Genomic DNA, 12,905 nt, shown 5'->3' with positions numbered 1-12,905 from the left:
GGGGCCGCGCATCGCGGGGCCCGCCACCCGAAGGAGTGAACATCGGAGGGGAGTTGGCGGGCAAGTTCCCGTGGCCTGTGCGACGGCTGTGCGGGGCGGGCCGGTTGGACGTGGGCGGCCGCCTTTGGCAGGATGCGCCGCCACGCGTCGCCAAGGCGCCGCACTTCCCTCCGAATTCACGCCAAATCAGGCGTCTGACCTGCGTGGTCCGGCCGGGCTCGGCAACGTTGCCAAGCATTCGCGCAGAGTGTGGAGGCCTGGTGCAGACTGGCCGGATGCGTACGGAACTTGTGTCGGAGCCCGGCGACCGGAACCGGCCCAACGAGGACTTCGCGAGTGTCGGACTGCCCGCGTCGGGGCAGGGCGGTTCGGTCGTCGTGCTCGACGGGGTCACGCCGCCGCGGGACGGCGGGGGGTGTCTGCATTCGGTCCCCTGGTTCACGGCGCGGCTCGGCGGGGCGCTGACCGAACTGACCGTTTCCCTCCCGGATGTTCCGCTGACGGAGCTGCTGGCGCGCGCGGTGGCGCGTACCGCCGAGGCGCACGCCGGGACCTGTGACCTTTCTCACCCGCGTACCCCGCAGGCAACCGTGGCGGTCGTGCGCTGGTCAGCGGACTCGGTGGACCATCTGGTGCTGTGCGACGCGGCGGTGCTGCTCGGGGGCGTGTCCGGGGAGGTCACGCCGGTGCTGGACGACCGGCTGGCGCGGGTGCCGAGGGAGCTGCTGGTGAGCGCGGAGGTGTGCGACGCGCGGGCCCGCAACAAGGAGGGCGGCTTCTGGACGGCCGCCGCCGACCCGTCGGTGGCCGACCGCGCGGTGACCGGTTCGGTGCCGCGGACGTCCGTGGCGCGGCTGGCGGCGCTGAGCGACGGCGTGACCCGGTGGACGGAGACGTTCCGCGAGGGCGACTGGACGGACCTGTTCGCGTACGTCGCCGGGAAGGGCGCCCGCGCGGTGGTGGACCGGGTGCGCGAGCTGGAACGGGCCGACGAGGCAAGGGCGTTGCTCGGCCGGGGCAAGCGGCACGACGACGCGACGGCGGTGTACGTCGAGCTGTGAGGCTCCGGCGCGGGCCGGCGGGCGGGGACATCGCCCGCCGGGGCGGGACTACTTGGCCATGCCGATGTTCAACTGGTTGAGCAGCCGGGCCAGTTCGGCGACCTCGCCGCGGTCCCAGTGGGCGAGCTGGCTGACGTAGCGGGCGCGGCGGGCCTCGCGGACGCGGCCGACGCGGGTGCGGCCCTCCTCGGTGAGGTCGACCAGCCAGGCCCGGCCGTCGGCCGGATCGGGCTCGCGGGCGATGAGGCCGAGCTGCTCCAGGGCGCGCAACTGGCGGGACATGGTGGCCTTGCCGACGCCGATGTAGGCGGCGAGTTCGGTGGCGCGCTGACGGCCCAGCTCCTCCAGCCGGACGAGGAGGCCGTACGCGGCGGACTCCAGGTCGGGGTGGACCTCGCGGGCCATCTCGCCCTGGCTGGCGCGGGCGCGGCGCAGCAGCACCGTCAGCTCCCGCTCCAGGGAGAGGAACTCCCGGTCCGCACCCGCCGGGCCGGGCCCGGGGCCGCGCCCCTGCCCCTCGCCGTTGCCGTCCTCGCGCACGTCTGCACCTCTGATCCGGGAAATTTCCGCTGCGGCGGGCCGGCCGCCCGCGTCCGCCGCTCGCACGGCGCCCCCAGTATTTCGCAGGTGAGGGCCGGACGCCGCCTTCGGCTCCCGCGGACGGGCCGCGGATCTACGGGCGTAGCGTCGCGGGGGCGGTCCCTCGCGCGATCCGTCGCGGGGCGGGCCCGCGTGTCCCCTTCGGTACGGCAGGGGCCCGGCTCGGGGAGAGCCGGGCCCGCCGTCTCCGGTCGCGTCCGTCACGCCGCGACCGGAACCTCCGGGGCCGCCCCGTTCGTCGCCGGGGACAGCGCCAGTTCCAGGACCTGGCGGACGTCGGTGACGGCGTGGACGTCGAGGGTGTCCAGCACCTCCGCCGGGACGTCGTCCAGGTCGGGCTCGTTGCGCTTGGGGATGATCACGGTGGTGACGCCCGCCCGGTGCGCGGCGAGCAGCTTCTGCTTCACGCCGCCGATGGGCAGGACCCGCCCGGTGAGGGAGACCTCGCCGGTCATGGCCACGTCGGTGCGGACCAGGCGCCCGCTCAGCAGGGAGGCCAGGGCCGTCGTCATCGTGATGCCCGCGCTCGGGCCGTCCTTGGGGACCGCGCCCGCCGGGAAGTGGATGTGCACACCCCGGTCCTTGAGGTCGGCCACCGGCAGTTCCAGTTCGGCGCCGCGCGAGCGGAGGAAGCTGAGCGCGATCTGCGCCGACTCCTTCATCACGTCGCCGAGCTGACCGGTCAGGGTCAGTCCGGCCGCGCCCGTCTCCGGGTCGGCCAGCGACGCCTCGACGTAGAGGACGTCTCCCCCGGCCCCGGTGACCGCGAGCCCGGTCGCGACACCGGGCACGGCGGTACGCCGCTCGGCGGGGTCCTGGGCGGACTCGGGCACGTGGTGCGGGCGGCCGATCAGGTCGCGCAGGTCCGCGTCGGTGATCGTGGACGGCAGCTTCCGCTCGCCCAGTTCGTGCTGGGCGGCGACCTTGCGCAGCAGCCGGGCGATGGCCCGCTCCAGGGTGCGGACCCCCGCCTCGCGGGTGTACTCCCCGGCCAGCCTGCGCAGGGCGCTCTCGTCGAGGGCGACCTCGTCGGGCTGGAGACCGGCCCGCTCCAGCTGGCGCGGGAGCAGGTGGTCGCGGGCGATGACGACCTTCTCGTCCTCGGTGTAGCCGTCGAGACGGACCAGCTCCATACGGTCGAGCAGGGCCTCGGGGATGGCTTCCAGGACGTTGGCGGTGGCGAGGAAGACCACGTCGGAGAGGTCGAGTTCGACCTCCAGGTAGTGGTCGCGGAAGGTGTGGTTCTGCGCCGGGTCCAGGACTTCCAGGAGGGCGGCGGCCGGGTCGCCCCGGAAGTCGGAGCCCACCTTGTCGATCTCGTCGAGGAGCACGACCGGGTTCATCGACCCGGCCTCCTTGATCGCGCGCACGATCCGGCCGGGCAGGGCACCGACGTACGTACGGCGGTGGCCGCGGATCTCGGCCTCGTCGCGGACGCCGCCGAGGGCGACGCGGACGAACTCCCGGCCCATCGCGTGCGCGACGGACTCGCCGAGCGAGGTCTTGCCGACGCCGGGCGGCCCGACGAGCGCGAGCACGGCCCCGCCGCGCCGCCCGCCGACCACGCCGAGGCCCCGGTCGCTGCGGCGCTTGCGCACCGCGAGGTACTCGGTGATGCGTTCCTTCACGTCCTCCAGGCCCGCGTGCTCGGCGTCGAGGACCGCGCGGGCGCCCTTGATGTCGTACTGGTCCTCGGTGCGCTCGTTCCACGGCAGTTCGAGGACGGTGTCGAGCCAGGTGCGGATCCAGGAGCCCTCGGGCGACTGGTCGGAGGAGCGCTCCAGCTTGTCGACCTCCTTGAGGGCGGCCTCGCGGACCTTCTCGGGCAGGTCGGCGGCCTCGACGCGGGTGCGGTAGTCGTCGGACTCCTCGCCCTCCTGCTCGCCGTTCAGCTCGCGGAGTTCCTTGCGGACGGCCTCCAGCTGACGGCGGAGCAGGAACTCGCGCTGCTGCTTGTCGACGCCCTCCTGGACGTCCTTGGCGATGGTCTCGGCGACGTCCTGTTCGGCGAGGTGGTCGCGGAGCTGGCGGGTGGCGAGGCGGAGCCGGACGACCGGGTCGGCGGTCTCCAGCAGCTCGATCTTCTGCTCGGTGCCGAGGAAGGGCGAGTACCCGGAGTTGTCGGCGAGCGCGGAGACGTCGTCGATGGCCTGCACGCGGTCGACGACCTGCCAGGCGCCGCGCTTGCGCAGCCAGGCGGTGGCGAGCGCCTTGTACTCGGTGACCAGTTCGGTGACGTGACCGGGCAGCGGCTCGGGCACGCTCTCGTCGATCCGGGTGCCCTCGACCCACAGCGCCGCGCCCGGCCCCGTGGTCCCCGCGCCGATCTTCACGCGGGCCCGGCCGCGGATGAGGGCGCCCGGATCGCCGTCGGCGAGCCGGCCGACCTGCTCGACGGTGCCGAGCACACCGGTGCTCGCGTACGCCCCGTCGACGCGGGGCACCAGCAGCACCCGGGGCTTGCCGGGCCCGGACCGGGCGGCGGCCTGCGCGGCCTCCACGGCGGCGCGGACGTCGGTGTCGTTGAGGTCGAGCGGAACCACCATCCCCGGCAGCACGACCTCGTCGTCGAGCGGCAGCACGGGCAGGGTGAGCGGTGTGAACGCTGCGGACTCAGCAGCCATGATCTCCCCTTAGGCAGTCAAGTTGAGTTATGCCGACTCAATGCATGTGAGCGCCTGGATGTTCCCCGCGGGGTGCCGCGTTCGCTGTGGGCGATCAACGGCACCCCGCGAGCCGCCGCTCCAGCCGGCCCCGCGAGCCGCCCTTCCGGCCCGTCCCGCGAGTCGCCCCTCCGGCCGGTCCCCGCGCGCCCCCGCCTCGTCCGGTCAGACCGCCGGAACCGCCCCGCCCGCCCGCCTCGCGCCCGTCGGCGTCGCGCCCGCCCAGCGCCGTACCCACGGCCAGGTGCCGACGCCGACGGTGAGGGCGATGAGGTGGCCCCAGCTGGTCAGGGGGTCGACGGCGGCCAGGAGGTCGGGGAGGAGGGCCGCGGCGCACCCGGCCAGGAGGGGCCACCGGAGCCAGGGGGTGAGGAGTCCGGCCAGGGCGCCGACGCTGGCGGCGACGCCGAAGCTGATGCCGTAGTCGAGGCGGTGCAGGGAGGTGTCGGGGAGGTGGCCGACGAGGACGGCCAGGCCGACGGGGACCTCGGTGGCGAGGGTGGCCAGGACGTGGCCGAGGAGGAAGACGAGGGCCGTGCGGACCCCGCCGAGCCGCCGCTCCAGCGCCGTGAGCACCACGAGAAAGGCGAGCGAGAAGGGGGAGGTGAGTGCGCCCGCGACCCACAGGGCGCTCGCCACCAGCACGAACACGGGCGCATGCAGCAGGTGGGCCACGTCGGTGCTGGAGCCCTGGTGCAGCGTGTGCACGAGGGCGGGGTCGGCGTGCGCGGCGACGTAGGAGGTGACGGCGAGGACGACGCCGTAGCCGAAGGTGAAGGGGGTGCCGGTGGGGGTCGGCACGAGGCGGAGGAGGCGGCGGAGGGTGGCGGCGGGGCGCCGGTCGCGGGGGCGGCCGGGTACGGGGGCGGGCTGGCGGGGGATGCCGTCGAGCGGGGCGGCGGCGCGGGGGGCCGTGGCCGGGCGCCGGGCCCTGCACGTACCGGTCGCCCGGTTTCCGGGCGTGATCTTCGACGCGGGCTCGGGCCCGTCCGCCACCGCGTGTTCCGTCACCGTGAGGCTCTCCTCCCGCGTTCCCGTGCCGTCCACCCTTCGCGCCCCGCCACCCCCTGTCTGTGACCGGGGCCACTTCGACAGGGGATCAACAGCCGATCGACAGCCCGCCGACGGGGTCCCGCGGACCCGTGGCGGACGCCCCTGCCGCAGGGCGCGGCCCGCCGGTCCCGCGCGCCCCCTTCACTTCCGGAACCAACCCCTCGCCCCGCCTATTTCCCTGCTCCCCACCGGGCACCGCTGCCAGAATGGGCCGATGTCCGATCCCCACTCCGCCTACGCCTCCCCCGCCGCGCCCCAGGTGCTCGACCGTCGCGAGGGGCCCTACGGCGAGGTCGTGCTGCGGCGCCACGGCGACCTGCTCCAGATCATCGCCAACGGCTGCTTCCTGATGGACACGTCCGACGGGCGCTCGGAGCGGCTCCTCGTGGACGCGGCGCTGGCCGCCCTCGACGGCCGCCCCGCCCCAGGGGTGCTGATCGGCGGTCTCGGTGTCGGCTTCTCCCTGGCGCACGCCGCCGCCGACCCGCGCTGGGGCCGGATCACCGTCGTCGAGCGCGAACCGGCCGTCATCGGCTGGCACCGCGACGGCCCGCTCGGCGCGCTCTCCGCGACCGCGCTCGCCGATCCGCGCACGGAGATCGAGGAGGCCGACCTGCTCGATTACGTGCATGAGACATCCGCCACGTTCGACGCGCTCTGCCTCGACATCGACAACGGCCCCGGCTGGACCGTCACGGAGGGCAACGACAGCCTCTACTCACCGGCCGGACTGGCGGCGTGCGCACGGGTGTTGAGGCCCGGCGGGGTCCTCGCGGTCTGGTCCGCGCAGCCCTCGGCGGAATTCGAGGGAACCTTGGGGAATGCCGGGTTCCAGCAGGTCCGTACCGAAGAGATCCCCGTTGCCCGAGGCGTGCCGGACGTCGTGCATCTCGCCGTCCGTCCTGGATAGCAAAGCCACGGTGACTCCCCGTACGCTGCTGCCCTGACGCCGATCAACCAGTCGATCACCCGGGCGTCAACCGCAGTCATGCGCACACAAGGAACCACCCCACTGGTTCCGGAAAAGCACTCAGGGGCGGGCGATGGAGCAGACACACACCTCGCACAACGGCGCGGCCACGGCGACCCAGGGCGCACAGCGCCGGGTCCTGGTGGTCGAGGACGACCAGACGATCGTCGACGCCATCGCGGCCCGCCTGCGCGCCGAGGGGTTCCTGGTACAGACGGCGGGTGACGGTCCCTCCGCCGTCGACACCGCGGAGGCCTGGCAGCCCGATCTGCTGATCCTCGACATCATGCTGCCCGGCTTCGACGGCCTGGAGGTCTGCCGCCGGGTGCAGGCCGCCCGGCCGGTGCCGGTGCTCATGCTCACCGCGCGCGACGACGAGACCGACATGCTCGTCGGGCTCGGCGTCGGCGCCGACGACTACATGACCAAGCCGTTCTCGATGCGGGAGCTGGCCGCGCGCGTGCACGTCCTGCTGCGCCGCGTCGAGCGGGCCACGATCGCCGCCTCGACCCCGCGCAGCGGCATCCTGCGCCTCGGCGAGCTGGAGATCGACCACGCGCAGCGCCGGGTACGGGTGCGCACGGAGGACGTGCACCTCACGCCCACCGAGTTCGACCTGCTGGTCTGCCTGGCGAACACCCCGCGCGCGGTGCTCTCCCGCGAGCAGCTGCTGGCCGAGGTCTGGGACTGGGCGGACGCCTCCGGCACCCGCACCGTCGACAGCCACATCAAGGCACTGCGCCGGAAGATCGGCGCCGAACGCATCCGCACCGTGCACGGCGTGGGCTACGCGCTGGAGACCCCGACGCCATGAGCCGCGGGCCGGACGGACCGGGAGGGGCGCGGCGGACCGGGGGCCCGAGGGCGTCGAGGGGCCCGAGGAGGCCGCGCGGCGCCGGGAGTGCCACCGCCGTGGGGACCGCGGACCACGTCGGGTCCGCCCCGCGCGGCGCGGGCGCCGTACCGCCGGGGTTCCCGCCGCGTCCCGGGCCCGCCCGGGGCGGCGCCGGGGTGCGCCCCTTCTCGATCAAGACCAAGCTGGGCGCGCTCGTCGTCATCTCGGTGCTGATCACCACCGGCCTGATGATGATCGCCCTGCGCACCGACACCGAGCTGCGCTTCATCACCGTCTTCTCGATGATCGCCACCCTGCTGATCACCCAGTTCGTCGCGCACGGCCTCACCGCGCCGCTGGACGAGATGAACACGGTGGCCCGCGCCATCTCGCACGGCGACTACACCCGCCGGGTCAGCGAGAACCGCCGCGACGAACTGGCCGACCTGGCGCACACGATCAACGCGATGGCCGACGAGCTGGAGGCCCAGGACCGGCAGCGCAAGGAGCTGGTGGCGAACGTCTCGCACGAGCTGCGCACCCCGATCGCGGGCCTGCGCGCCGTCCTGGAGAACGTGGTCGACGGCATCGCCGAGGCCGACCCCGAGACCATGCGCACGGCGCTGAAGCAAACCGAACGGCTGGGGCGGCTGGTGGAGACGCTGCTGGACCTGTCCCGCCTGGACAACGGCGTCGTCCCGCTGCGGCGGCGCCGCTTCGAGGTGTGGCCGTACCTGTCGGGCGTGCTGAAGGAGGCCAACATGGTCGCCTCGGCGCGCGCGACGACCGGTTCGGGCGGCAGCCACACCCGTACCGACGTCCATCTGCACCTCGACGTGTCGCCGCCGGAGCTGACCGCGCACGCGGACCCCGAGCGCATCCACCAGGTCGTCGCCAACCTGATCGACAACGCCGTCAAGCACAGCCCGCCGCACGGGCGCGTCACCGTCAAGGCGCGGCGCGGGGCGCTGCCGGACTCGCTGGAGCTGGAGGTCCTGGACGAGGGGCCCGGCATCCCGCGCTCCGAGTGGCACCGGGTGTTCGAGCGGTTCAACCGGGGCGCGGCGAGCCGGCCGCACGGTCCGGGCAGCGACGGCGGGACCGGGCTGGGGCTGGCGATCGCGCGCTGGGCGGTCGAACTGCACGGCGGCCGGATCGGGGTGGCCGAATCCGATCGGGGTTGCCGGATTCTTGTCACTCTTCCGGGAGACCCGGTTGTGCCAAGTTGACGTAAAGTTCCCAGCGGAGCCGCGTGATCCACGGTCGTCCGAGCACCCGTAGCGGTGCCGGACGCGTGTGAGCAGGCAGAGGATCGGCGAGGGTGCCGACACGGACGGCCCGGGGTCCGCGCGCGGGGCGCGCGTGACCGGTTCCGTCGTTCCGTTTCGCAGCGCAACCGCGTTTGTTTCCCGCCATTTCCGCCCCCGAAACAGACCATCCGATGTGACTTACACGACGATGCGGTGGCCCGGCCTGACCTTCGCCCTCCGGGGGGCGTAGCCTTTATTCCCGCTGTCCATAACCTTGTGAAGCGGAAGAGGGCGGTTGCCGCCGTGTCGCCACAGTCCCCCAGTAACGCATCGAGCATCTCGACCGACGCAGACCAAGCGGGCAAGAACCCCGCTGCCGCGTTCGGACCGAACGAGTGGCTCGTCGACGAGATCTATCAGCAGTACCTCCAGGACCCGAACTCGGTAGACCGTGCCTGGTGGGACTTCTTCGCCGACTACAAGCCCGGCGCGGCCTCCGCCCCGGCACCGGCGGGTACTGCGGCCGCGGGGGCCGCAGCCACCTCCACCGCACCCGCGGCGCCCGCCGCCCCGGCGCAGGCAGCACCGGCACCCGCCGCCCCGGCTCCGGCCGCGCAGCCCGCCCCGGCCGCCCCGGCCCCGGCCGCCGCGAAGCCCGCCGCCGCCGCTCCGGCCGCCCCGGCGCCCGCGAAGGCGGCGCCCGCCGCGAAGCCGGCCGCCGCCGCCAAGGCCGCGCCCGCCGCCGCAGCCCCCGCCGCGCCCGAGGGCCCGGAGTTCGTGACGCTGCGCGGCCCGGCCGCCGCGGTCGCCAAGAACATGAACGCCTCCCTGGAGGTGCCCACGGCCACGTCCGTGCGCGCCGTCCCGGTGAAGCTGCTGTTCGACAACCGCATCGTCATCAACAACCACCTCAAGCGCGCCCGGGGCGGGAAGATCTCCTTCACGCACCTGATCGGCTTCGCGATGGTGCAGGCCATCAAGGCCATGCCGTCGATGAACTGGCACTTCGCGGAGAAGGACGGGAAGCCCACCCTCGTCAAGCCCGCGCACGTCACCTTCGGCCTCGCCATCGACCTGGTGAAGCCCAACGGCGACCGCCAGCTCGTCGTGGCCGGCATCAAGAAGGCCGAGACGCTGAACTTCTTCGAGTTCTGGCAGGCCTACGAGGACATCGTCCGCCGCGCCCGCGACGGCAAGCTGACGATGGACGACTTCTCCGGCGTCACGGTCTCGCTGACCAACCCCGGCGGCCTCGGCACCGTCCACTCCGTGCCCCGCCTGATGCCCGGCCAGTCGGTCATCATGGGCGTCGGCTCCATGGACTACCCGGCGGAGTTCCAGGGCACCAGCCAGGACACCCTGAACAAGCTCGGCATCTCCAAGGTCATGACGCTCACGTCGACCTACGACCACCGGGTCATCCAGGGCGCCGCCTCCGGCGAGTTCCTGCGCGTCGTCGCCAACCTGCTCCTCGGCGACAGCAGCTTCTACGACGAGATCTTCGAGGCGCTGCGCATCCCCTACGAGCCGGTCCGCTGGCTCAAGGACATCGACGCGTCCCACGACGACGACGTCACCAAGGCCGCCCGCGTCTTCGAGCTGATCCACTCCTACCGGGTCCGCGGCCACGTCATGGCCGACACCGACCCGCTGGAGTACCGCCAGCGCAAGCACCCCGACCTCGACATCACCGAGCACGGGCTCACCCTGTGGGACCTGGAGCGCGAGTTCGCCGTCGGCGGCTTCTCCGGCAAGTCCCTGATGAAGCTGCGCGACATCCTCGGCGTGCTGCGCGACTCGTACTGCCGCACCACCGGCGTCGAGTTCATGCACATCCAGGACCCCAAGCAGCGCCGCTGGATCCAGGACCGCATCGAGCGCCCGCACACCAAGCCGGAGCGCGAGGAGCAGCTGCGCATCCTGCGCCGCCTGAACGCGGCGGAGGCCTTCGAGACCTTCCTGCAGACGAAGTACGTCGGCCAGAAGCGGTTCTCCCTGGAGGGCGGCGAGTCCGTCATCCCGCTGCTGGACGCCGTCCTCGACTCGGCCGCCGAGTCCCGCCTGGACGAGGTCGTCATCGGCATGGCCCACCGCGGCCGCCTCAACGTCCTCGCCAACATCGTCGGCAAGTCGTACGCGCAGATCTTCCGCGAGTTCGAGGGCAACCTCGACCCGAAGTCGATGCACGGCTCCGGCGACGTGAAGTACCACCTGGGTGCCGAGGGCACCTTCACCGGCCTGGACGGCGAGCAGATCAAGGTCTCGCTCACCGCCAACCCCTCCCACCTGGAGGCGGTCGACCCGGTCCTGGAGGGCGTCTCGCGCGCCAAGCAGGACATCATCAACAAGGGCGGCACGGACTTCACCGTCCTGCCGGTCGCCCTGCACGGCGACGCGGCCTTCGCGGGCCAGGGCGTCGTGGCCGAGACCCTCAACATGTCGCAGCTGCGGGGCTACCGCACCGGCGGCACGGTCCACGTGGTCATCAACAACCAGGTCGGCTTCACCGCCGCCCCGGAGTCCTCGCGGTCCTCCATGTACGCCACCGACGTGGCCCGCATGATCGAGGCCCCGATCTTCCACGTGAACGGCGACGACCCGGAGGCCGTGGTCCGCGTCGCGCGGCTCGCCTTCGAGTTCCGCCAGGCGTTCAACAAGGACGTGGTGATCGACCTCATCTGCTACCGCCGCCGCGGTCACAACGAGTCCGACAACCCGGCCTTCACCCAGCCGCTGATGTACGACCTGATCGACAAGAAGCGCTCGGTGCGCAAGCTCTACACCGAGTCCCTCATCGGTCGCGGCGACATCACCCTGGAAGAGGCCGAGCAGGCGCTCCAGGACTACCAGGGCCAGCTGGAGAAGGTCTTCACCGAGGTCCGCGAGGCCACCTCGCAGCCCGCCGCGGGCAGCTCTCCCGACCAGCAGGACACCTTCCCGGTCGCCGTCTCCACGGCCGTCTCCGCCGAGGTCGTCAAGCGGATCGCGGAGTCCCAGGTCAACATCCCCGACCACATCACCGCCCACCCGCGCCTGCTGCCGCAGCTCCAGCGCCGGGCCGCGATGGTCGAGGACGGCACCATCGACTGGGGCATGGGCGAGACCCTCGCGGTCGGCTCGCTGCTGCTGGAGGGCGTGCCGGTCCGCCTGGCGGGCCAGGACTCCCAGCGCGGCACCTTCGGCCAGCGCCACGCGGTCATCATCGACCGCGAGACGGGCGAGGAGTTCACGCCGCTGATGTACCTCGCCGAGGAGCAGGCGCGGCTGAACGTCTACAACTCCCTGCTCTCCGAGTACGCGGCCATGGGCTTCGAGTACGGCTACTCGCTGGCCCGCCCGGACGCCCTCGTGATGTGGGAGGCCCAGTTCGGCGACTTCGTCAACGGCGCGCAGACGGTCGTGGACGAGTTCATCACCTCCGCCGAGCAGAAGTGGGGCCAGACCTCCGGCGTCACCCTGCTGCTGCCGCACGGCTACGAGGGCCAGGGCCCGGACCACTCGTCCGCCCGCCCGGAGCGCTTCCTCCAGCTCTGCGCGCAGAACAACATGACGGTCGCGATGCCGACCCTGCCGTCGAACTACTTCCACCTCCTGCGGTGGCAGGTGCACAACCCGCACCACAAGCCGCTGGTCGTCTTCACCCCGAAGTCGATGCTGCGCCTCAAGGCCGCCGCGTCGAAGGCGGAGGAGTTCACCACGGGCCAGTTCCGCCCGGTCATCGGCGACGCCTCGGCCGACCCGGCCGCGGTCCGCAAGGTCGTCTTCTGCGCGGGCAAGGTCTACTACGACCTGGAGGCCGAGCGGCAGAAGCGCGGCGCGACGGACGTGGCGATCATCCGCATCGAGCGCCTGTACCCGCTGCCGGGTGCCGAGCTGCAGGCCGAGATCGCCAAGTACCCGAACGCCGAGAAGTACCTGTGGGCCCAGGAGGAGCCGGCCAACCAGGGTGCCTGGCCGTTCATCGCCCTGAACCTGATCGACCACCTGGACCTGGCCGTCGGCGCGGACGTGCCGCACGGCGAGCGCCTGCGCCGCATCTCGCGCCGGCACGGCTCGTCCCCGGCGGTCGGCTCGGCCAAGCGCCACCAGGCCGAGCAGGAGCAGCTGGTGCGTGAGGTGTTCGAGGCCTGAGCCTGTCGGGCTCGTTGCGCCATGCCGGCCGGGCCGCACCCCCCGTCTCACGGGGGTGCGGCCCGGCCGTCCTCGTGTCGGCGGGGCGCACTTATCCTGATGCCATGTACTTCACGGACCGTGGCATCGAAGAGCTGGAGAAGAGGCGCGGCGCGGAGGAGGTCACCTTCGAGTGGCTGGCCGAGCAGCTGCGGACCTTCGTCGACCTGAACCCGGACTTCGAGGTCCCGGTGGAACGACTCGCGACCTGGCTGGCACGGCTGGACGACGACGAGGACGACGAGTAGCGGCCGGACCGCCGGACCGGGCCGTCACACGGCAACGCGCGCAGGGGCGCCCCCG

The 12,905-nt window shown here is 72.8% G+C and carries 9 protein-coding genes; 6 read left to right on the top strand and 3 right to left on the bottom strand.

From position 1 onward, the window contains the following. Positions 1–275: 275 nt before the first annotated feature. A complete protein-coding gene (locus ACIQPQ_RS07520) occupies positions 276–1,061 on the top strand; it encodes a hypothetical protein (protein WP_401300894.1) in 786 nt (261 codons plus the stop codon). 48 nt (positions 1,062–1,109) lie between these two features. Here the strand turns inward: ACIQPQ_RS07520 and ACIQPQ_RS07515 are convergent, their stop codons facing one another. The 3 genes from ACIQPQ_RS07515 to ACIQPQ_RS07505 all read right to left on the bottom strand — a co-directional run bounded on the left by ACIQPQ_RS07515 (position 1,110) and on the right by ACIQPQ_RS07505 (position 5,335). Continuing rightward, positions 1,110–1,601: a MarR family winged helix-turn-helix transcriptional regulator gene (locus ACIQPQ_RS07515; protein WP_401300891.1), complete on the bottom strand. Its 492-nt coding sequence runs from the start codon at positions 1,599–1,601 to the stop codon at positions 1,110–1,112. 260 nt (positions 1,602–1,861) lie between these two features. Further along, the gene (lon, locus tag ACIQPQ_RS07510) at positions 1,862–4,285 is read right to left on the bottom strand and encodes an endopeptidase La (RefSeq protein WP_401300889.1); all 2,424 of its coding nucleotides are present in this window, start codon (positions 4,283–4,285) and stop codon (positions 1,862–1,864) included. Positions 4,286–4,489: 204 nt separating this feature from the next. Beyond that, positions 4,490–5,335 carry a rhomboid-like protein gene (locus ACIQPQ_RS07505; protein ID WP_401300886.1) on the bottom strand — a complete coding sequence of 282 codons (846 nt, stop codon included), beginning with the start codon at positions 5,333–5,335 and terminating at the stop codon, positions 4,490–4,492. Positions 5,336–5,591: 256 nt separating this feature from the next. Here ACIQPQ_RS07505 and ACIQPQ_RS07500 point away from each other — a divergent pair, with 256 nt between their 5' ends. The 5 genes from ACIQPQ_RS07500 to ACIQPQ_RS07480 all read left to right on the top strand — a co-directional run bounded on the left by ACIQPQ_RS07500 (position 5,592) and on the right by ACIQPQ_RS07480 (position 12,850). Next, a complete protein-coding gene (locus ACIQPQ_RS07500; RefSeq protein WP_401300883.1) occupies positions 5,592–6,287 on the top strand; it encodes a spermidine synthase in 696 nt (231 codons plus the stop codon). Between the two features lie 133 nt (positions 6,288–6,420). Then, on the top strand, positions 6,421–7,161 hold the full coding sequence (locus tag ACIQPQ_RS07495; protein ID WP_383778432.1) for a response regulator transcription factor: 741 nt from the start codon (positions 6,421–6,423) through the stop codon (positions 7,159–7,161). Positions 7,162–7,358: 197 nt separating this feature from the next. After that, positions 7,359–8,411, top strand: a complete 1,053-nt coding sequence (locus tag ACIQPQ_RS07490) for a sensor histidine kinase (RefSeq protein WP_401301557.1) — start codon at positions 7,359–7,361, stop codon at positions 8,409–8,411. A 324-nt stretch (positions 8,412–8,735) separates the two neighbouring features. Next, on the top strand, positions 8,736–12,563 hold the full coding sequence (locus ACIQPQ_RS07485) for a multifunctional oxoglutarate decarboxylase/oxoglutarate dehydrogenase thiamine pyrophosphate-binding subunit/dihydrolipoyllysine-residue succinyltransferase subunit (RefSeq protein WP_401300879.1): 3,828 nt from the start codon (positions 8,736–8,738) through the stop codon (positions 12,561–12,563). 104 nt (positions 12,564–12,667) lie between these two features. Further along, positions 12,668–12,850: a DUF6104 family protein gene (locus tag ACIQPQ_RS07480; RefSeq protein ID WP_383776720.1), complete on the top strand. Its 183-nt coding sequence runs from the start codon at positions 12,668–12,670 to the stop codon at positions 12,848–12,850. Positions 12,851–12,905: the final 55 nt, after the last annotated feature.

Origin of the sequence: Streptomyces sp. NPDC091281 (genome assembly GCF_044757425.1) — a bacterium.
Taxonomy (GTDB): domain Bacteria; phylum Actinomycetota; class Actinomycetes; order Streptomycetales; family Streptomycetaceae; genus Streptomyces.
This window is presented reverse-complemented; position numbering and strand designations above follow the sequence as displayed.